This window comes from Salibacterium salarium (assembly GCF_030813635.1).
Taxonomy (GTDB): Bacteria; Bacillota; Bacilli; order Bacillales; family Marinococcaceae; genus Salibacterium; species Salibacterium salarium.
Window position 1 is genome coordinate 212,325 of record NZ_JAUSUM010000004.1, and the last position, 22,576, is coordinate 234,900.

The window sequence follows — 22,576 nt, forward strand, 5'->3', positions numbered from 1 at the left end:
ACAAACGGTGGTTTATCTAATGGGAAACTTTATTTCAAAACTAGAAGCTTCTTTACATAAAGGTTTTATTGATCAATCTTATCCTTATCAAGGAGATCATCAACCACAACTTTTACTTAATAAAAAGGAAAAAAGTGAAGATGTTTTATCATCTATTACAGAAGAACTAGACCATTGTCAGTCTTTTATTTTTTCTGTTGCTTTTATTACCGAAAGTGGGTTAGCTTCATTAAAATCTCATTTGTTTGACCTTAGGGAAAAAGGTATTCACGGCCGCATTTTGACATCTACATTTTTGAATTTTAATCAACCAAAGGTCTTTCGAGAACTATTGAAGTTAAAAAATGTAGAAGTGAGATTAACGAACGTGGAAGGTTTTCACTCAAAAGGTTATATTTTTGAGAAAGATACTCATTACTCTCTTATCGTCGGTAGTTCAAACCTAACGTCTCATGCGATGAAAGTAAACTATGAATGGAATGTCAAATTAACGTCTTACGAAAACGGGGAAATTATTTATCACTTTAAAAACCAATTTGATGATGTTTGGAAAGACGCTATATGTTTAACATCTGAATGGGTTTTGGAATATGAGAAAAAGTATAATGAGTTGGTGGAACAGAAACCGGTCAATCAAATTGCAGACTTTCCTTCTGACTACGTAAAAAATCCAGTAGAAGAGTCGATGCAAATCGAACCGAATAAAATGCAGGAAGCAGCATTAAGAGACATTGAAGCAGTGCGGGAAGATGGTAAGGAAAAAGGATTAATCATATCAGCAACAGGTACAGGTAAAACATACTTATCAGTTTTTGATGTGCGGCGCTTTGCACCAAAACGTATGTTATTTATCGTTCATCGTGAGCAAATATTGCAAAAGGCTATAAATGATTTTCAAAGAGTGCTCGGCGGTGCTGATAAAGATTTTGGTATTTTGTCTGGATCTAATAAAGACAAAGGTGCCAAATATTTATTTGCAACCATACAAACAATATCAAAGGAAAAAAACTTGCAGGAATTTGACCCAACGGAGTTTGATTATATTGTGATTGATGAAGTACATAAGGCGGGAGCAAATTCTTACCATAAGGTGATAGAGTATTTTACTCCAACATTCATGTTGGGAATGACTGCAACTCCTGAACGGACAGATGACTTTAATATTTATGAATTATTTGATTATAATATTGCCTATGAAATCAGGTTACAAGAAGCATTAGAAGAAGATATGCTATGCCCGTTCCATTATTTTGGTGTCACTGATTTTGAATATAACGGAAGTATTGTAGATGACGCAACGGAATTAGCAAATCTCGTCACAGAGGAACGTGTGAATCATCTTTTGAATAAAATTCATTACTACGGGTATTCAGGAGAACGAGTCAGAGGTCTTATTTTTTGCAGTCGAAAAGAAGAAGCTCATCATCTTTCAAAAGTAATGAATGAAAAGAATTTCAACACTGTGGCACTAACAGGTGATGACTCTCAAGAATTACGTTTACAACGTATTAATGAGTTAGAAAATGGCAAGCTCGATTATATTTTAACCGTCGACATATTTAACGAGGGTGTTGATATCCCAAGTATTAATCAAGTAGTTATGCTTAGACAAACACAATCTAGTATCATCTTTATTCAACAGTTAGGAAGAGGACTCCGTAAAAACGAGACGAAAGATTATGTGACGGTTATTGATTTTATTGGTAACTATAAAAATAACTATCTAATTCCTGTTGCCTTGTCCGGGGATAAGTCACAAAATAAGGACAACATTCGCAGACGAATGAAAGATACTAGTTACATTAAAGGAGTATCAACGATTCACTTTGAAGAAATCGCGAAAAAACAGATCTTCAAATCTATTGATACGACTAATTTAACAACAATGAAAATTTTAAAGGATGCTTACAAGAACCTGAAAAACCGTCTCGGAAGGGTTCCGTATCTATATGATTTTATACAAAATCATTCGATCGATCCCGTTGTTTTAGTCGGGAAATCAAATTACTATCAGTTTCTAAAGAAAATGAAACAGCAGACTTGTGAAATAAATGAATATGAAAATAATATACTAACAATGCTTTCACAAGAAGTATTAAATGGAAAACGAAAACATGAGGTCGTGCTATTGAAAATGTTGTTACAACAAGAAAAAGTATCTCGTGAACACTTTATTCATTCACTAAGAAATAAAGGTTGTCGCACCGACGATGCAACTATTGCATCTGTGGAGAATATCTTTGATTTATCTTTTTTCACCCAAAATAACAAAAAGAAATATGGAAATATTCCAATGGTTACGTTAAACCATGATTTAACCTACGAGTTTAATAATGACATAGAAATAAGTCTTCGGGAGAATCCATATTATAAAAAGCTAATGAAGGATATTGTGGATACAGCAGAAGCAAAAAGTGAGAAATATCCATGTGATACACCATTTCAATTATATGATAAATATACAAGGAAAGATGTTGTAAAACTATTAAATTGGAAACAAGACGAAAGCTCAACAGTATATGGTTATAAGACTAAGCACCAGACATGTCCCATTTTCGTAACGTATCATAAAGACGATACTGTAGAGACTAGTGTTGATTATGGGGATGAGTTTATCAGTCAAGACGTACTAAAATGGTACACTCGGAGCAACCGGACATTACAATCCAATGAGGTGCAAAAAATAATACATGCAAAAGAGAACAATATAAACATTCATCTTTTTGTGAAAAAAGATGACGATGAAGGAAGCGATTTTTATTATCTAGGGAAGGCTGTACCAGAGAAGGATAGTGTAGAAGAAACAAGGATGAAAGGAAAGGATGATAAGAACCTTCCTGTTGTGAAGATGAATATGAGAATGGAACAAAAGATGGATAATAAGCTCTATCATTATATTAAACAACACGCATAAATGAAGGATGCTGTATGTTGGTTTTAAGGGACTCATTGAGACTATCGTTTTCAGTAGGAGAGGTACAGATAAGGAGAAATTAGCAGGAAGTTAAACGTTCGATTTCTGACTCTACGGTTGGTCTGTTTCCATACGTGCAAGTGTTCCTTCTATGCGAATGAAAAAGAATAACCATCTTTTCTTCGATTTAATCTTCAATGTGTGGCCTCCTTCACTTCTTTGCTGTTATACATCATGGTTTGATGTGTTGATGTTTCTAACGTTTAAAGGAGGGTATTTAATTAAGTAATGCATACTACGTTTACAGATAAAAAAACGTGGTGGCAGAGATTTTACCGTGGAGTTCATAAGAATGGAAAAAACGTAGTTGATGTTTAAATGAATACACGGTATAATCTGAAATATGCGAAAATAAAGAAAATGATCGAGGTGCCCTCACACCTCGAATCAAGGCAGAATGAGTGTAATACAAATCACTAATCTTTTCGTGTGAGCAGAACCGCTATCAGCATTCCAAAGCTTACCATTAGGCTAAGTGCTTCAAACGGACTCAAGTGAATCACCTCCTCTTACCAGAGGATCACTCATTCTGCTAAAAGGACTAGCGCTTTTAGTGTACCATAAAATGTAAAGACTTAAATGTTTTCTCGCAATAATAATAAAAATAGTTGATAATGTATTAGGTTATCTTTCCTATTTCTTACACGTTAATGGAATAAAGGGAAGTTGAGCTAAAAAGCTATAGTCCGTATAGTCGAATGGTTCTTATAAAAGAGCCATTCGACTTTTCTTTTCTTATGTCCTGCCTAATAAAAAAATAAAATGGTGATTTATTATTTAGTGCGCGATCATTTCATGGGCAATATCATGTCCATCCATTGCTGATGGGTAGTAGGTAGGCCAATTTGTGACTTCATCCAATAAAGCTTCACGGTCGTCTCCCCAATACAAGTGGTAGTGATCAGCTTCATTTGGATAGATACTATGATCACTAAATTGAATATAAGAAGGAACTCCTTCCGCTTCTTCCGCTAGCTCAAATATATATCTTACTCCTCTATTTCCCGCATCGTATGTTAGAATTTCATACCCATCGTAGACATATTCACCAGAATTTTCTTCACCGTTATTAAAGAAGGTTACTGTGTCTTCTTGAATTGTGATACGGTCAACGTCCGTTTGGTATCCTTCATGATAATACTCCTTATATTCTTCCTCTGTCATATCACCTTCATTTTCCGCTTTATGAGTAAATACCTCGTCAAGCGTACCATCTTGCAGATATGGATAGACAGATTGCCAGTCTCCTTCCCAATCGGAGAGGGAACGATCTTCTACTTGGCTGTCTTCAAAATACCCGTCATAGATTTGTTGTGCTTCTTCATCATCAGCGTGGCTATGATCGTGCTCATGGTCGTGATCGTGTTCATTTTCATGTGTGTGACTCTCAGACGTTTGTTCTTGTGATTCAGAAGAGTCTTCTGAATCTGCTGAAGTTGGTGTTGCTTCATTATCAGCAGAATCGCTTTCGGATGATGAATCTGAAGTCTGACACCCTACTACTAGTAATGAACTGATAGCTATTGTGCTTATACCTTTTGCAAAAAAAACTTTCATACCAAACACTCCTTCTAATTAAATCGTAATAGTTACGACTTGTATTATATACATCTCCTTATGGCCAAGTCAAGGATAAATATATAGATTTTTCCAATAGAGTGTCCATTTCGACATTTCTTCGGGTGGGGGAGATTCTATACTGAAAAGCTATTAGATGAGCCGGAGTGGGAGGCGATGTCTCCCTCTGAAAAAGGTTGATATTCTCCCCTGATAGGAATCCTTCTGATAGACGAACAAAGGAAACCCATGAGGTGGAGGAAATAAAGCAGGGCGTTGGTTTGAATGTCGCATGGCACGGAGGTTCGCTAGCAAAAATGAAGAGTATAGAAGCTACGCGGACATTTAGTCCGTTATTTGACTCGTTTCCGGGTCCAAATACATTTGGTAAAAAATACTCCTACTCGAAAAATAGATAGTATAAAATGTTGACGTTTTCGGGATCCAGATCCGAGCCACACGAAGACCTACAGGACGAGGCGTTCTTAGCCGAACTTCCACTATTCACGGCGCGCTTGCGCTTTTATTAAATGATAATAACTCATCTACTGTTGTTTATGTTAAAATTTTCATGACAGTAAGGAGGGCATCGTATGGATTTATTTTTTACTATGGTTAAAGATATTATATCTACTTTTTTCCAGAATGGGATATGGGTGGTAGGTTTTTTCTATTTATTAAATAAAACATTTGAAAACCCAACGCTTAGAAACGTTTCCAGAGATGCCATCATAGTGATTTTAGCGCTATTGCTCATTTATTCTATCTTTTTTAGTATCTAATGTAGCAAAAACTATACGTAACAAAGAGACTTCCAATCATATGGAAGTCTCTTTAACAGACTAATTTGTTGTTGGGTAATCTTTTTTAGTTAAGGAAAAGAAGGCAGTACAACCGATAGTTGCAGTAATACATAATATGGCTCCCATTGGGACTGCGGTTGTCTCATTAATACCAACAAGTGGGGAGACGGTGGAGCCGAATAATAACGGCAGCATTCCTAGTAAAGCACTTGCGCTTCCTGCCCTGTGCCCCTGGTGCTCCATTGCTAGTGTGAAAGTACTTGTTAATACCATACCCATACAAGTCATATAAATAAATATTGGTATAACAAGTGCTGCCAGCGGGCCTTCGATAATCGTCATAACTAGAAGGAATGAGGTTGCAATAACAGCCGTAATAACAGCGGTTTTCAATAAATTTCTCTCGTGAACAATTCCTCCTAAACGTCCGATGATAAAACTTCCTGAAATAATAGCAAGCCCATTAATACCAAACAATATACTAAAGGCTTGTGGGGACACCCCATAAATACCCTGATAAACAAACGGTGTTCCCGAAACGTAGGCAAAACTTCCTCCGTGCACAAAACCGATAGTTAAGGCATAACCAATAAACGATCGATCTTTCAAAAGGCTGCCTATCGTTTGAAGAGAATGTCCTATCGAGCTTGGCGTTCGTTTTTCCGGCGGCAACGTTTCTTTTAGTCTAAATGCTACAATTAGAACGATGATAAGTCCGAGTAAACCTAAGAAATAAAAAATGGTATTCCAACTTGCAAAGGGTAAAAGCAAAATGCCTCCGCCCATTATTGGCGCAACCATAGGAGCCACTGCGTTTATGACCATTAAAAGCGCAAAAAATTTCGTAAGATCTCGACCGCTAAACACGTCGCGCACGACTGCACGGGAAAGGACAATACCTGCTGAAGCAGTTAATCCCTGCAAAAATCGTGCTCCTACTAACGTCGCGATATTTGGCGCTAAAGCACAAAGGAGGGATGATAACGCAAATAGAGAGATTGATATCATTAAAGGCTTTCTTCTCCCTTGCGCATCACTGATAGGCCCGACAATGATCTGACCGACAGCCAACCCAATCAAACAGCTTGTTAAACTAAGTTGTACAAAGGAAGCACGAGCTCCTAAGTCACTTGCGATATCGGGAAAACTCGGTAAATACATATCAATATTAAGAGGTCCTAATATACCGAGCATGCCGAGTAGAAGAGCTAAGCCAAAACGCTCTTTTCCTGTTGGATTATGTATCATATATCTGTTAACACCTCTTCGATATTTGTATAAAAGCACTCTATTAGAATATCATAAAAAATAAACGGAGAGACAGTTTATGCATTATTTGTGCCATAGTAAGAACGGAGTACTATATCGAATATTACGTTAATACAAAACGACGCAAGAGGTACGTACAATTTTCGCAAAAATATTGAGAAAATTTCGTTATTAATGTAATCTGAAGATTGAGCGCTTAACTTGTAAGGACATGACATTTTTGTAAGCGCTTAATTTAACAGGAGGGGATATGTTAATGGAAAATAAGAAAATGTTCAAAAAGGTGCTATTGAGCGCAGCAGCCGTTGTTTTCGTTGGTGTTATTTTTTGGATAAGTACTATGAGTGACGAGGAGGAAACAAATGTGGAAAGTGACGAATCTGCTGAAAATGATAACAAAAAAGATGAAGAACCAAACTTTTCAGAAGTTGCGGTACACGATCCGTCTATCATAAAAGAAGAGGACACGTTTTATGTCTTCGGTACACATATTGAAGCGGCAAAATCAAAGGATTTAATGAATTGGGAATCATTCACGAATGGATATGAAACGCCTAATAATACATTATATGGGGATTTGTCTGAGAATCTATCTGAATCTTTTGAATGGGCTGGTGAAGACGATGCGGACAGCCAAGGAGGGTTTGCTGTATGGGCGCCGGAAATATTTTGGAATAAAGATTATGTGAATGATGATGGGTCGACTGGTGCGTACATGATTTATTATTCTGCATCGTCCACCTATATTCGTTCAGCGATAGGTTATGCTGTTTCTAAGGATATAGAAGGTCCTTATGAATATGTGGATACGGTTGTTTACTCCGGGTTTACGGAGCAGGAAGACTATGATGAGAACAGTGATGTTAACAAAAAATGGACGAATACAAACATTCCTAGTTTGGTTGATGAGGGTCATGTTAGTGAAATGAATTCCGATTGGTTTAATGACGATGGTTCTTATAACAACATGGCATATCCAAATGCAATTGATGCCAATGTTTTTTATGATAAAAACGGAAAACTTTGGATGAGTTATGGGTCCTGGTCTGGCGGTATCTTTTTATATGAACTGGATAAAGAGACAGGAGAGGTCGTTTATCCAGAGGAAGACGGAGAAACAGAAGATGGACGTATGGTAGACCGTTATTTTGGGACAAAAATTTCAGGGGGATATGGAAAATCAGGCGAAGGTCCGTATATCGTGTATGATGAGGAAAGTGATTATTACTTTTTATACAAAACATATGGATGGCTTGGAGCGGACGGAGAGTACAACATGCGCGTGTTCCGGTCCGAAAATCCGAATGGACCATTTGTTGATGCAGAAGGAAATCCTGCGGTTCTTCCTGAGGACACAGACAATGCGCCATTTGGAAATAAGTTGATGGGGCACTATGAATTTGAAAGTACATCAGATGATGAATCTAGTCTAGGTTATTTTTCACCTGGTCATAATTCTGTCTATGTTGACCCCGATACCAATCAGCAATTTCTCGTGTTTCATACACGTTTCCCAGACTCTGGAGAAGAGTTTGAAGTACGTGTACACCCATTGTACATGAATGAAAATGATTGGCCAGTTGCTGCGCCGTATCGCTATACTGGAGAAAGTTTAGAGGATGTATCAGAAGAAAATGTAGTTGGAGACTATAAATTTATTAACCATAAAAAAGATAATACGGATGAAGTAAAAACATCATCGGAAGTAACGTTACACGACAACAACGACGTTTCAGGTGAAATAGATGGAACGTGGGAGCTCTTAAATGAAAATGAGGTTCGAGTCACCGTTGATGATGAGACATACAGTGGAGTTTTTGTTAAACAATGGGACCCGCTGGAAGAACAGAATGTATGGACGTTTACTGCAGTATCTGATCAAGGAATGACAATTTGGGGAAGCCGAACCAATGCATTGAAATAATAACGAGGAAACAGAAAGTGTCATAGTATACAAGCTTCTATCTTGTGTACTATGGCATTTTTGATTGAAAAGGAAAATGGGGAATTATAATAAAATGTTGTGATACAATTTTGTTATAAAACACATAGGGGGCAGCAGTTATGGGAGCGAACGTACTTATTTTTGATATGGATGGAACGTTATTTGATAGTAGAGAGTTGTTAAGTCAGGCGATTGAAAATGCTCTTCGGTACGCGGTAGAACAAGGAATGCATGCTGATAAGGATGGACGGAAAAAGATCGTGTCGGTGTCATCGGCGAGCCTTATCATCAAGCGTTTCGGGAATTGCTGCCAGAGGCTTCGGAAAGTGTCATCGATGATTTGGAACCCGTATTGGACCGTTTTATTTTAAGAGAAGTTGATAATGGAAATGGAGATCTTTTTCCGGGAGTGAAAGAGACACTTTCTGCCTTATCGGAACAGGGATATCAGTTATACGTTGCTAGTAATGGCAATGCGGAGTACGTACCGGGGGCTTTGGAACGAGAAGGGTTAACATCGTTGTTTGAAGGGATTTATTCGGTACAGCAATATCAATCTGGAAACAAAGTAGAACTGGTGCGGACGATTCTAGAGAAAGCAGGAAAGGACGCTATCATGATTGGAGATCGCTCTTCTGATATCGAAGCTGGGACTGAAAATCACTTACCCACTATCGGCTGTCGTTTCGGAAATGGAAGTGATGAAGAACTGGAAGCGGCGGATACGAAAGTAGACTCTTTTGAAGAGTTACTACACGTTTTAACCGAAAAATAAAGAAGCGTTATAGAGCCGAATCTCTACGTTCGAGATTCGGCTCTTAACATGTTTAACCAGTCACCATATAATTTTATATTGATAATGATTATCAGTTTCGGTAGAATGTAACTATAACGACGCAGAATCGGAGGGAAAAATATGAACGAGAAAGAATTGTTTGATGTAACAATTATCGGAGGAGGTCCAGCCGGGCTTTATTCTGCGTTTTACAGTGGTCTGCGAGAAATGAAAACAAAAATAATCGAATATCAACCATACTTAGGTGGCAAGGTACATGTTTATCCGGAGAAGGTCATTTGGGATGTTGGCGGTCTGACTCCAACTTCAGGTGCTGCATTAATTGATCAATTGGTAGAACAAGGGTTAACGTTTAATCCGGAAACAGTTCTGAATGAAAAAGTAGAGAAAATCACAAAAAATCGAGAAGGTCATTTTGTATTGCACACCGCCTCAGGTGAAAAACATATTTCTAAAACGGTTATTGTTACGGTAGGAAGTGGTATTTTGAATCCTCAAAAGCTTGAAGTAGAAGGAGCGGAGAGGTTCGAAGTATCGAATTTGAATTATACAGTGAAATCTTTAAAGCGTTTCAAAGGTAAAACAGTGATTATTTCAGGTGGTGGAAATACAGCCATAGACTGGGCCAATGAACTAGAGTCCATTGCTGAAAAAGTATATTTAACATATAGGAAAGACCATTTAAAAGGGCACGAGTCACAAGTAACGCAACTTCTTAATAGTTCTGTTGAATGTTACTTTAATACTTCGATAACAAAACTGATAGCAGATGGTCAGCACGACGCTATCGAAAGTGTGGAGTTAACGCACCAAGATACCGAAGAGCAAGCTGTGTTACCTGTGGATGAGGTGATTATAAATCATGGCTATGAGAGGGATGCGGAATTACTCGAAAACAGTAATCTCAACATTTCGATGGCTGATAATTTCTTTATTAGTGGTAATGCTAATAGTGAATCTTCCGTTGATGGGCTTTATGCTGCGGGCGATATTTTAAAACATGACGGCAAATTAAACTTGATTGCTGGAGCTTTTCAAGATGCAGCAAATGCTGTGAACAAAGCAAAACAATTTGTTGAACCGGAAGCTCAAGAAAAAGGAATGATTTCCTCCCATAACGAAATATTCAAACAACGTAATAAGGAATTAGTTAAACGAATGGTGAAGTAAGTGAATAAAAAGAGACAAACGGACCGACCCGTTTGTCTCTTTTACTTTTAGACGAAAGCGGTAGAAGGAAGCAATTGTAGAGAAAAGACAGATTGGGCGATGAGGTGCGGCTACAAAAAATGACTCTTACACGTAAAATATATACAAAATTAATCTTTCCATTATAAATCCTTTACATGGATGCTATAAAATGTACATACAAGCATTAATAGAAAGGAATGATGGTTATTTTGAAAAAGTCACTAGGCGCAACAACAGCATTTTTATTATTATCTGTTTATGGATCGTTTAATGCAGAGGCAGAAGAGCCGCCGTTTTTTCAACATGGTACGGGAAGTTTGAACGTTTCACAGATTGCCCAGTATGATAGTTTGGCCGGAGAGGGAGGCACTGAAATTCTCGCTTATGATGAGGAAAAGGAGCGGGCTTTTGTTACAAATGGCGCAGAATCTGGACTTGATATTTTATCATTTTCTGAAATAACTTCTGATAAATTTGAACAAATGGAATTATCTAAACGAATTCATGTAGAGGATTTTGGGATGGAGCAGGTGGATGACATAACTAGTGTTTCCGCTCATCCAAACGAAGATTTAATTGCATTGTCGGTAGTAAGTGATCCCAAGACAAATCCTGGGTATATTGTGTTCCTTAGTAAAGATGGAGATTACATAAATCATGTACAAGTCGGAGCTCTCCCGGATATGGTTACTTTCACCCCAGATGGCAGTAAGGTGTTAGTTGCTAATGAAGGAGAACCGAATGAAGACTATACCGAAGATCCTGAGGGTTCAATCTCACTCATTGATATTTCAGAAGGCGTTTCTGAAAACAAGGAAGTTCCGATACATACTTTAACATTTGAAGAAAGTATGCTTGATGAAGACGTTCGTGTGGATTCAAAGGGTTCAGTACTTCAACAATTAGAACCTGAATATATTTCTGTTTCGGAAGATAGTACAACCGCGTATGTTGCACTGCAGGAAAACAATGCTGTTGCCACCATTGATTTGAACTCTGAAACAATAGAAACGGTAAAAGGTCTTGGACTAAAAGATCATTCTCTTCCTGGGAATGAATTAGATGCAAAAGATAACGGGGAAATGGAAATAGAAAACTTGCCGTTGCTTGGATTTTATATGCCGGATGCGATTGATACTTTTACTGTTAATGGACAATCGTATATCATTACTCCAAACGAAGGAGATGCACGTGATTATGACGGTTATTCCGAGGAAGTTGAAATTAAAGATTTGGAAAAAGTACAGTTAAACGCTGATTTTTATGAAGGGTATACACAAGCGGAGTTAGATCAGTTGGTGAATAACGGTCTTTTAGAAGACATGGAAGGTACTGAAGTCACAGCAGAACACGGGAAAAATGATGCCGGTGTATATGAAGCCTTATATTCTTACGGTGGAAGAAGTTTTACCATTTTTAACGCTGACACAATGGAACGTGTTTATGATAGTGGTTCAGAGATAGAACGTATTACTGGAGAAGCGATGCCGGAGTATTTCAATACAAATAATGATGAAATTGAATTTGACGGACGAAGTGACGCAAAAGGACCTGAACCGGAAACAACGGTTACAGGAGAAATCGGCGATAAGACTTATGCCTTCACGGCTCTAGAACGTTTTAGTGCGGTAATGGTATATGATATAACGACACCTCAAGAAACAGAATTTGTGACCATGATTTCAAGCCGTGACTTTAATGAGGATGTAGCTGGAGACGTGGCACCGGAAGGACTATCTTTTATTAACGCTGAAGATAGTCCTACGGGACGGGCCTTGCTTGCGGCTACACATGAAGTATCAGGGACCGTTGCTGTTTATGAATTTACAGAAGAAATAGATGAAAATACTGGCTCCCCGGGTGAAACAAAGAACTATCCATTTTTAGATGCAGATAATAATCACTGGGCATATCCGTATATTAAAGATTTATATGAAAAGGAAATTATAACAGGAAAAACAGATACGACGTTTGAACCTTCAGCGAATATTACCCGTGCTCAGTTTGCAGTAATGATAAGTGAGACGCTAGGATTGTCAACTGATAGTGATAATACGGAGTTTAAGGATGCTCCAGGATGGGCTGCTTCTGCTATTCAAGCATCGTTTGAAGCAGGAATTACGACGGGAAGAGCGGATGGCACATTTGACCCGAATCAACCTATTACGAGAGAACAAATAGCCGCTATGTTAGTTCGTGCTTTTGAGTATGCATCGGAAGAGGAAGTAGCAGCTTCTGAAGTCACATATAAGGATGAAGACAACATTAGTGATTATGCAAAAACAGATGTGGAAAAAGCGCATGAGCTTGGGTTTATGACCGGAACGGATGACGGCAGATTTCAACCAAAAAGTAATAGCACCCGTGCTCAGGCAGCAAAAGTAGTTTCCTTGTTAGCAACAGAAATAGAATAAAGATAAATTTGAAAAGAGCTGTCTTAAAAAAGGGCAGTTCTTCTTGATGAAGTAAGATTTATTAGGCCAATCCCCCTTTTATTGAGTATTTTTCAGATAAACCGCTCTTTACTTCTTGACACGCAAAAATGAATCGTTAAAATTAAATTAGTGATTATTAGCACTCGATTATCAAGAGTGCTAAAATAATGTCAATATTTGTTGAAAGGGGTATTAATAATGACAGCTACAAAACAGTTTGAAGCAGAATCGAAACGACTGTTGGATATTATGATTAACTCGATTTATTCGCAGAAAGAAATTTTCCTACGGGAATTAATTTCAAACGCGAGTGATGCTATTGATAAGATGTATTATAAGGCGCTTACCGATGATTCTATCACCTTCAATCAGGACGATTTCTACATAAAGGTGAGTGCAGATAAGGACAACCGTATCCTGAAAATCGAAGATACAGGAGTAGGGATGACAGAAGAGGAATTGGAACAAAACCTAGGTACCATAGCTCAAAGTGGTTCCTTGGCGTTCAAAAATGAAAACGAAATCGAAGACGGGCATGATATCATCGGACAGTTTGGTGTTGGGTTTTATTCTGCGTTCATGGTGGCAGATACAGTGACGGTTTACACAAAATCGGCGGACAGCGGACAAGCCTTTAAATGGCAGTCTAATGGAGCAGAAGGCTACACAATCGAGCCTGCAGAAAAAGAGACACATGGCACTCAAATACTCATTCAAGTGAAAGAAAGCAGTGAGGAAGAAAATTATGATGATTACTTAGAGGAAAATCGTCTGCAGTCTATCATCAAAAAGTATTCAGATTATATTCGTTATCCTATTAAAATGGATGTTACAGAACAGCAGCCACAAGAGGATAATGAAGAAGAAACGGTGGAAGTGACAGAAGAACAGACCATCAACAGCATGATTCCTATTTGGAAAAAGAACAAAAGTGAGCTGACAGATGAGGATTATGAAGCCTTTTATGCCGAGCGTCGCTATGGATTTGATAAACCATTGAAGCACGTTCATCTTAGCATTGATGGGCAGGTCCGCTATCAAGCTATCTTGTTCATTCCTGAAAATACTCCATTTGATTATTATACCCAGGACTATGAAAAAGGGTTGGAGCTGTATTCAAATGGTGTGTTGATTATGGAAAAATGTGCTGATCTGCTTCCAGATTACTTTGGCTTTGTTAAAGGTATTGTGGATTCAGAAGACCTATCGTTGAACATTTCAAGAGAAATGCTCCAGCATGATCGTCAACTCCGACTCATTGCGAAAAATATTAAGAGCAAGATTAAAAAAGAACTACAAAGCATGTTGAAGAATGAACGTGAAAATTATGAGAAGTTTTACCAATCTTTTGGACGTCAGTTGAAATTCGGCGTACAAATGGATTATGGTGCAAATAAAGATGACTTAAAAGATCTATTACTTTTCTACTCTTCCAAAGAAAAGAAAATGGTAAGCTTAGCGGAATATGTGGAAAGAATGAAAGACGATCAACAGTACATTTATTATGCAACGGGTGAATCTTATGACCGCATTGAGAAACTTCCGCAAACAGAAATGGTACTCGACAAAGGCTATGAAATTCTTTATTTCACCGAAGATATTGATGAATTCGCGATTAAAACGTTGATGTCCTACGATGATAAAGAATTTAAGTCCGTTGCAAGCGGAGATCTTGGCATTGAGTCTGAAGAAGATGAGGAAAAAGAGGAATCCGAACAACAGGAAAATAAAGAGATGTTTGATGAGCTTAAAAATCTCTTAACCGGCAAAGTGAAGGATGTCCGCGCATCCAAACGCCTCAAAAGTCATCCGGTCTGCTTAACTGCTGATGGAGAAGTATCGATTGAAATGGAAAAGATATTGCAATCGATGCCGGATAATCAAAATATTCAAGCGGATAAAGTGCTTGAAATCAACATCAACCATGATGTCTATAATTCTCTTAAAGACGCTTATGATAATGATAAAGACAAATTAAATCTTTACACAAACCTTTTGTATAATCAAGCCCTCCTAATTGAAGGATTATCTGTGGAGGACCCTGTATCTTTTACCAACGACATGTGTAAGATCATGGATTAACGGTAGATTCAGCGACTTGCTTAATTGACGTTGCATGGAACGCCCTGATGGACTTTCATCAGGGTATTTTCTTTATGTAGAGTGGTTTGTGGTTTGATTTACTGGCCTTAGGTCTTGCGGTCTTGGCTTTTGTACTGCAAAAAGTATTAAAAACGCCAACAAAAGCAACGGAAGAAAAACAGTCAGCATCTGTTTAAAAAAGCAGTTTTATAATAGGGAAAACTGTGCTATGTTGGTAATGGGAAATAACAAAAAATGTAACTTGAACACTAGGGGTGCCGTTTACGGCTGAGAAGGATGAAGTTGTCCTAACCCTGCAACCTGATCTAGTTTATACTAGCGGAGGGAAGTGTGAGCACCTAATTTTCTTATGATATGTGCAGCCACTCTTCGTTAGAGTGGCTGTTTTTATTTTTAGGAGGAGGGACTGTTGTGGAAGAAAAACTCAGGCAATTACAAGAACTAATAGAGGAAAGAGAAGAGGAGCTGCTGGCTCTTGTGGAGAAATTAGTCCGCTTTAGAACACCAAGTCCGCCAGCGAGAAACACAAACGAAGCCCAACAATTCGTTGAGCAATTTTTAAGAGAACTAGATTTTGAGACGGACCTGTGGGATGTGTATTCAGGTGATCCAAATGTGGTTGGAACACGGGAAGGTGAAAATCCAGAGGCCTATAGAAGTCTCATTATTAATGGACATATGGATGTGGCAGAAGTAGAGGAGAGTGAAGATTGGAAGTACGGGCCGTTTGACCCTGTTATCGAAGAAGATAGAATATATGGGCGTGGTACTGCGGATATGAAAGGGGGATTGGCAGGGGCGCTTTTTGCAATAAAACTTCTCCATGAACAGGGGATTCGTCTACCGGGCAATCTCATTTTTCAATCAGTGATTGGAGAGGAAGTTGGGGAAGCTGGTACTCTCGCATGTTGTGAACGTGGTTACAGTGCAGACTTAGCGGTAGTAGTAGATACAAGTGACCTGAATATTCAAGGACAGGGTGGTGTGATCACTGGTTGGATTACTATAAAAAGTCCGAATACATACCATGACGCCACCCGCCGCAATATGATTCATGCTGGCGGCGGTGTAAAAGGGGCCAGTGCGATTGAGAAAATGATGAAGATCATGAGTGGCTTGCGGGATTTAGAGAACCACTGGGCTGTGACAAAGTCTTATCCAAACTTTCCGGTGGGGATGAACACCATTAATCCGGCGGTTATTGAAGGAGGGCGCCATGCGGCTTTTGTCGCTGATGAATGCAACCTTTGGATTACCGTTCATTTTTATCCGAATGAAGATCACAATACGATTGCACAAGAAGTAGAAGATCATGTTCGAAGAGTAGCAGAAGCGGATATTTGGCTACGAGAAAACCCCCCGGTGTTTGAATGGGGAGGCACGTCGATGATTGAAGAGCGGGGAGAAATTTTTCCTTCCCTTGATATTGATGAAGAAGGGGAAGGGACACAGGCTCTAAAGGAAGCTCATCAAAGAATATTTGGGGAGAAGCCTTCTGTTAGTATGTCGCCATCGGTCACCGATGGTGGATGGCTTGGAGATGCTGGTATTCCGACACTAATATATGGTCCTGGTGATTTGCGGAATGCCCATACAGTCAACGAATCCGTTTCCACCGAACAGCTTATCCAATTTACAAAGGCAATGATTGTTTTTATTTATAAATGGTGTTCAATGAAAAGAAAGGGTGATGAGTAGATGACATTCAGCGAACGATTATATGAAAAGGTAAAACCGATTTGGGAAAAGAACCATAACCATCCATTTGTACAAAAAATGGGAAAAGGTACACTTGATAAGGATAAATTCCGATATTTTATGATTCAAGATTACTTGTACTTAATCGAATATGCGAAGCTGTTTGCTATAGGTGCTGTGAAAGCAACAGATGTAAAAACAATGGGTGAATTCGCCAAAATGTTAGACACAACCTTGAATACGGAGATGGCCCTTCATCGTCAATATGCGAAGAAATTTAATATTAGTGAAGAAGAGCTTGAACAGGCGAAACCAGCAGCTGTTACGGTTTCCTACACACATTATATGCTGGCTGTCGGTCAAAATGGAGGTCTTGCGGAGCTTGTCGCAAGCTTGCTTCCATGCATGTGGAGCTATGCTGAAATCGGGAAGTCTCTTCAGCAGATTCCTGGTGCGAGTGAGCATGAATTCTATGGAGAATGGATTTCGATGTATGCGGATGACGAATTTCAAGAATTGGCACAGTGGACAATAAATCTTTTGGATCAATTGGCAGAAGAGAAACCAGAGCATGAACTCCGTCACCTGGAAGAAATGTTCCTCACCACCACACGATTTGAATATATGTTCTGGGACATGGCATACCACGAGGAAGTGTGGCCTGTGTAGAAAGTGTTTAAAGAGTGAAGGCTAACAGCAGCCACAAAACCGGACAAATTCTTCACACGTCAGATATAGAATATTTATAAAAAATTGTGACTAGTAAGATGAGCATGACGATGTCTAGCCTCGCTTCAAATAAAAAGGTTAAAATATTTGTTTCCAGAAGAGGCATTTTTGTTATGAGTATAGCTGTTAGTATGATAATGATGAGTGGGATAACAGCATTTCTCACTTGCTTATTGACAGCAACAAAAATACCGCAAAGGATTTCCAATAAAGCAACAGCAAACATTATATTCACAGAAAAAGGTAAATCAAGCCCGCTTAAAATAGCAGGATTAATTATTTTCATAAGTCCAGAAACGATAAAAACAAATGCTGTAAGATAACGAATTATAGTGATAGCAGAAAACGTGGTAAACATAACTTGTCCTCCCTTTTTTTAGAAAGTATGAGACAAAAGGAGAACATATGACTATGATGGAATAGAGAAAATCTACAAATGAAGCATCCGCAGTGACGGGGGATCCCCGTTTCCATCCCCGTCCTTGTGGCCTCTACACCCCCATATGCTTTGTCGCCACGATGAAAAAGCGAGGCTTCCCTTTTTGGGAAAGCCTCGCTTATAGAATCTTATTCAAAAGTTTAAATAACACCTTGTTCAAGCATAGCGTCTGCTACTTTAAGAAAACCGGCAATATTGGCGCCCATGACAAGATTGTCAGGGTGACCGTATTTTTCTGCAGCATCAATGCTGTTGCGATAAATATTTTTCATAATGTCTTGTAATTTCGTATCTACCTCGTCAAATGTCCAGGAAAGTCTCATGCTGTTTTGAGCCATCTCTAAAGCAGAAACAGCAACTCCACCGGCATTAACAGCTTTAGCTGGTCCAAAAAGAACGCCGTTATTTTGGAAGACGTCGATTGCTTTCAACGTCGAAGGCATATTAGCCCCTTCTCCGACCGCCTTCACTTCGTTGGCAACGAGTATTTTTGCGGCTGCTTCATCGATTTCATTTTGTGTAGCACATGGTAATGCGATGTCACAAGGAGTAAACCAAATATCGGTACACCCTTCATGGTATTCTGCTTCTGGATGTTCTTCCACGTATTCTGAGATTCTTTTTCTTTCAACTTCTTTTAATCTTCGAACAGTGTCTAGATTTATTCCGTTTTTATCATAAATATATCCATTCGAATCACTACAAGCAACTACGTTAGCACCTAATTGTGCTGCCTTTTCCATCGCATAGATAGAAACGTTACCTGATCCCGATACGACAACTGTACTATCTTTGAAGTTCTGACCTTTATCCTTTAGCATTTCCTCCATGAAATATACCGTTCCGTATCCTGTAGCTTCTGTTCTGCCAAGACTTCCGCCGTATTCTATTCCTTTTCCTGTCAAGATACCGGCTTCGTACCCGCCGCGAAGTCTTTTGTATTGACCGAACATATAGCCGATTTCTCGAGGTCCGACTCCGATATCGCCGGCTGGGACATCGATATCAGATCCGATGTGGTTTGACAGTTCCGTCATAAAACTTTGGGTGAAACGCATCACTTCTGCGTCTGATTTCCCTTTTGGATCAAAATCAGATCCACCCTTTCCGCCTCCAATCGGTTGACCAGTCAGAGAATTCTTGAAAATTTGTTCGAAGCCTAAAAACTTGATAATACTGGCGTTAACTGATGGATGGAACCGGAGTCCGCCTTTATAAGGACCAATGCTGCTATTAAATTGTGCACGAAACCCTCGGTTCACTTGTACGTTTCCTTGATCGTCTACCCATGGAACTCTGAAAGATATCACACGTTCAGGCTCTGACAATCTTTCCAGTATTCCATTTTTCATATATTCAGGATGGGCTGCAAACACTGGTACGAGGGATTCAAATATTTCTTTGACGGCTTGATGAAACTCTGTTTCGTGGGGATTTCGATGTTTCACGGCTTCAAATACTTCATTTACATACTGTTCCGCTGATTGTTTATCGGTTTGCGTAGGTTGAGCTGTCACAGTCATATACTTATCCAAACCTCCAAGTAAAAATGGGATCATTACCTAATATTAAAATGAGTGTTATGGAGTATTTTATAATTTTTAAGCAATTTGAAACAATATGAAGTATAGATAGGTTTCATGCCGGTATGAGATGATTCGCGCGGAAAAGGGCTACAGACGCCCTTTCATCTGTAGTAGAGGATGTTTTAAAGATAGGTGTCTTATTTGTATTTATTTGCTAACATAGTGTAATAAGAAGATGGTTTATACTTTTTATTCACTTCATGGATTCTTTTTATTCTGTTTTCCTGCGAGATTTCAGGCTTTACATAATCCTCTTGCACAACACTTTTTTGCCATGATTTCCATTTTACATTAGACATTATTGTAATTCACCCTTTCCTAGTTTAACGAATGAATGATTGTTAATGTATCCAATAAGGTGTATTTTATAGTGTATAAATAATCTAATCAATACGGATTAAAGATAGAAATGATATCATATCGAGATGAATCGAGGAGAGATGACTTTTGGAATTGAGACAATTAAAATATTTTATGGAAGTAGCGAAACGTGAACATATTACAGAAGCGGCTGAGAATATGCATGTTGCACAATCAGCAGTCAGCCGGCAAATCGTGAATCTTGAGTCTGAACTAGGTGTTGATTTGTTTGTCCGACAAGGACGACGAGTTCGGTTAACTCCGATAGGAAGAATGTTTTTGGGCAGTTCAAAACAAGCCATGCAAATGTTAGAAAATGCAACGCAGGAAGTGAAAGAGTACCTAGAGCCAGAACGAGGTACTATTCGGGTGACCTATCCGATAAGTATGGCTGCTTATACGATGCCGACAGTTATTTCTTCGTTTCGAGAGCAGTATCCGGATGCAAATTTTCAGCTTAAACAAAACATTTACTATGATGTGATAGATGAAGTGAAAAACGGAGAATACAACATGGGGATTCTAGCCCCAGTTCCGATGGATGATGAGAAGGTAGAAGGACATATATTGTTTACAGAAAATATTATTGCCTTACTGCCAAGCAACCATGCATTAGCCAATGAAGAAAATCTAACATTGAAGCAGTTAAAATATGAATCGTTTATCTTGTTACCAGAAGGTATGTATTTTCGTGAGATGGTGATTGATGCTTGTTTAGAGCAAGGATTTGAACCGAAAGTTGCTTTTGAAGGGGATGATGTTGACGCGTTGAAAGGACTTGTTTCTGCGGGTCTTGGTATCGCTTTGATTCCTGAGATAACTTTAGTCGACACGACGCCGCGTTTTACGGTAAAAAAGACAATCAAGAACCCTGGTGTGACCCGTACAGTAGGAGTTATCACACCGAAAGAGCGGCAACTGCTACCGACAGAATCTATATTTTTTCAATACATTAAAGAGTTTTTCGTTAAATGAGAAACAAATAGTGACAATCCAGTTTATTTTTGCTGGATTTTTAGTTTGTGTTGGCAAGTAGTGCTATTTGGAAGGAATTTTTATTTCCAATTGGACAATAAACATAAAAAAATAGCAGGAAAATGACAGAAAAACGAGAAAAAGTAAATAAGTTCTAATCAGTTTATCCTAAATTTTGAAATGAGGGTGTTTTTATGAATGTACAAGACGTCTTGCCTAAAATGAGCAAATTATATTTAAATAGAATTGTGGACAGTTTTTTAAAAGATGTGAAATTAAATGATGAAGATGAAATGCGGGAAGTTATTTTAAAAAATATTGAAGAGTTTCAGAATAAAGACCGGGTTACCCGTAATCTTAACTTCTTGGAAGAATACAGGGATATTGCGCTCTTAAACGAAATGATATTGATGTCACTTTTGGAAAACGAGGGCTATGTTTTAGAGGAATCGATTCTGCTTCAAAATGTAGAGCAGTTAGAAGACCAAATTGTAAAAGACAGCTTGGAAGATGAATTTATTAAAAATACTATTTCGGAAGATTATTGTCGAATCTATTCATCTGTTTTATCAGCCGCTTGGAAAAAGGATGAAGCTTTAAATGCCCACGAAACAAATATGTTAACGGTATTAAGACAGGAACTAGAGTTAACAAAACGAGATCATTATATTATAGAAAGTAGACTTGGACGTTTTCCGCAAAAAGGGAACAAACCCCATAGTCATAGACAAATTGAAAAAGCACTTCGCAATTTACAATCCAGAGGACTGATATTAAGATTTAAATCAGATGCAGCTTATTATATTATACCATCTGAGTTAGCACGAATTATAAGATATGAATTAGGAGGAGAATTAAGAAAGGCAACGTATGAATCATTGTTAAACGATTTAACGAAGAATCATTTAAAACATATTTTGTCACAATGTTATTTAAATTCTTCTGGGGTAAAAGAAATATTAGTCAGCAGAATATTAAAACATAATATTCTCCCTTCGAAAGCACTGGATACATTTTCAAATGATGAGTTGAAAGAAATTTTAAAAGAATTAGAAGGAGTACGAATCACAGGTACAAAAAATGAAAGGATCAGTAATATTATAGATTACTATGAAAATCTTTCTGGTAAAAACATTTCTGATCCAGAAGACGAACGTTCTTTATACTTCGATTATTTTGAAGACCTGGCAGCAAGGAATTTAAAACGTCTTCGTGTAAATAAAGTGATAGACAAGGATCTTGAAGCTGAAAAGTATTTTGAAGAAGCAACAAGATATATATTCGAAGTTAAGTTAGGTTTGGAACTAGTCCACATGCCAGGAAGTAAACATGCGGACGGTAAAATAAAGTTTAATGACAAAAATGAAACAATTCTTTGGGATAACAAAAGTGTGGAGAAGGAGTATAATTTCCCCGATGAACATTTTGATCAATTTTTAAAATATATTAGAGCGAACGATAATAGAGTGACATTGTTCTTAATTATAACCTCATGGATATCCCCTGATGCTATATCAAAAGCGCAAAAATTAAAAGCATTCTCTGAAACAGACACTGATGTTGCTTTAGTTTCGGCAGAAGATTTGAAGTATGTAGCTGAATACTGGAAAGACTATTCTACAAAAAAAGAACCAGAATTCAATTTACAGGTTCTGAATTACACAGGTGAATTAACGCGGAGCATATTAAAAGATAGAATGAGCTGGTCATTATAGT

17 protein-coding genes and 1 riboswitch are annotated in these 22,576 nt (G+C 38.2%); of the genes, 12 read left to right on the plus strand and 5 right to left on the minus strand.

The features are described from left to right. Nucleotides 1–19: 19 nt before the first annotated feature. Nucleotides 20–2,914, plus strand: a complete 2,895-nt coding sequence (locus J2S78_RS15220) for a DEAD/DEAH box helicase (protein ID WP_306899931.1) — start codon at nt 20–22, stop codon at nt 2,912–2,914. Between the two features lie 476 nt (nt 2,915–3,390). Here the strand turns inward: J2S78_RS15220 and J2S78_RS17120 are convergent, their stop codons facing one another. Continuing rightward, entirely contained in the window at nt 3,391–3,477 is an 87-nt protein-coding gene (locus J2S78_RS17120; protein WP_221761387.1) for a putative holin-like toxin, read from the minus strand. A 274-nt stretch (nt 3,478–3,751) separates the two neighbouring features. After that, nucleotides 3,752–4,531 carry a metal-binding protein ZinT gene (locus tag J2S78_RS15225; protein WP_306899932.1) on the minus strand — a complete coding sequence of 260 codons (780 nt, stop codon included), beginning with the start codon at nt 4,529–4,531 and terminating at the stop codon, nt 3,752–3,754. Between the two features lie 593 nt (nt 4,532–5,124). Here J2S78_RS15225 and J2S78_RS15230 point away from each other — a divergent pair. Continuing rightward, nucleotides 5,125–5,313, plus strand: a complete 189-nt coding sequence (locus J2S78_RS15230) for a hypothetical protein (protein WP_306899934.1) — start codon at nt 5,125–5,127, stop codon at nt 5,311–5,313. Between the two features lie 60 nt (nt 5,314–5,373). Here J2S78_RS15230 and J2S78_RS15235 read toward each other — a convergent pair whose 3' ends face one another. Then, nucleotides 5,374–6,582 (minus strand): Bcr/CflA family efflux MFS transporter, encoded by a 1,209-nt coding sequence (locus tag J2S78_RS15235; RefSeq protein WP_306899936.1) that lies wholly within the window; start codon nt 6,580–6,582, stop codon nt 5,374–5,376. Between the two features lie 361 nt (nt 6,583–6,943). Here J2S78_RS15235 and J2S78_RS15240 point away from each other — a divergent pair, with 361 nt between their 5' ends. The 8 genes from J2S78_RS15240 (at nt 6,944) to tenA (ending at nt 17,440) form a co-directional block, all read left to right on the plus strand. Then, on the plus strand, nt 6,944–8,527 hold the full coding sequence (locus J2S78_RS15240; protein WP_442476012.1) for a glycoside hydrolase family 43 protein: 1,584 nt from the start codon (nt 6,944–6,946) through the stop codon (nt 8,525–8,527). A 140-nt stretch (nt 8,528–8,667) separates the two neighbouring features. After that, the gene (locus J2S78_RS15245; RefSeq protein WP_306899937.1) at nt 8,668–8,919 is read left to right on the plus strand and encodes an HAD hydrolase family protein; all 252 of its coding nucleotides are present in this window, start codon (nt 8,668–8,670) and stop codon (nt 8,917–8,919) included. Then, nucleotides 8,853–9,323: an HAD family hydrolase gene (locus tag J2S78_RS15250; RefSeq protein ID WP_306899938.1), complete on the plus strand. Its 471-nt coding sequence runs from the start codon at nt 8,853–8,855 to the stop codon at nt 9,321–9,323. Before J2S78_RS15245 ends, J2S78_RS15250 begins: the two co-directional genes overlap by 67 nt. A 141-nt stretch (nt 9,324–9,464) precedes the next feature. Continuing rightward, entirely contained in the window at nt 9,465–10,514 is a 1,050-nt protein-coding gene (locus J2S78_RS15255) for an NAD(P)/FAD-dependent oxidoreductase (RefSeq protein WP_125560172.1), read from the plus strand. 230 nt (nt 10,515–10,744) lie between these two features. Continuing rightward, entirely contained in the window at nt 10,745–12,949 is a 2,205-nt protein-coding gene (locus J2S78_RS15260; protein WP_306899941.1) for a choice-of-anchor I family protein, read from the plus strand. Between the two features lie 219 nt (nt 12,950–13,168). Continuing rightward, nucleotides 13,169–15,052, plus strand: coding sequence for a molecular chaperone HtpG (gene htpG, locus J2S78_RS15265; RefSeq protein ID WP_306899943.1), 1,884 nt, complete (start codon nt 13,169–13,171; stop codon nt 15,050–15,052). Nucleotides 15,053–15,313: 261 nt separating this feature from the next. After that, nucleotides 15,314–15,417: riboswitch (TPP riboswitch) on the plus strand. 67 nt (nt 15,418–15,484) lie between these two features. Beyond that, on the plus strand, nt 15,485–16,771 hold the full coding sequence (locus J2S78_RS15270) for an acetylornithine deacetylase (RefSeq protein ID WP_306899945.1): 1,287 nt from the start codon (nt 15,485–15,487) through the stop codon (nt 16,769–16,771). After that, nucleotides 16,772–17,440: a thiaminase II gene (gene tenA, locus J2S78_RS15275; protein WP_306899947.1), complete on the plus strand. Its 669-nt coding sequence runs from the start codon at nt 16,772–16,774 to the stop codon at nt 17,438–17,440. It begins immediately after the preceding gene. Nucleotides 17,441–17,492: 52 nt separating this feature from the next. Here the strand turns inward: tenA and J2S78_RS15280 are convergent, their stop codons facing one another. Next, nucleotides 17,493–17,858, minus strand: coding sequence for a DoxX family membrane protein (locus tag J2S78_RS15280; protein ID WP_306899949.1), 366 nt, complete (start codon nt 17,856–17,858; stop codon nt 17,493–17,495). Between the two features lie 221 nt (nt 17,859–18,079). Beyond that, the gene (gene gdhA, locus J2S78_RS15285) at nt 18,080–19,462 is read right to left on the minus strand and encodes an NADP-specific glutamate dehydrogenase (RefSeq protein ID WP_306900279.1); all 1,383 of its coding nucleotides are present in this window, start codon (nt 19,460–19,462) and stop codon (nt 18,080–18,082) included. Nucleotides 19,463–19,972: 510 nt separating this feature from the next. On the opposite strand from gdhA, the gene gltC reads away from it, so the two are divergent. After that, nucleotides 19,973–20,860 (plus strand): glutamate biosynthesis transcriptional regulator GltC, encoded by an 888-nt coding sequence (gltC, locus tag J2S78_RS15290; RefSeq protein ID WP_306899952.1) that lies wholly within the window; start codon nt 19,973–19,975, stop codon nt 20,858–20,860. Nucleotides 20,861–21,129: 269 nt separating this feature from the next. Then, a complete protein-coding gene (locus J2S78_RS15295; RefSeq protein WP_306899954.1) occupies nt 21,130–22,575 on the plus strand; it encodes a restriction endonuclease FokI C-terminal domain-containing protein in 1,446 nt (481 codons plus the stop codon). Nucleotide 22,576 lies beyond the last annotated feature (1 nt).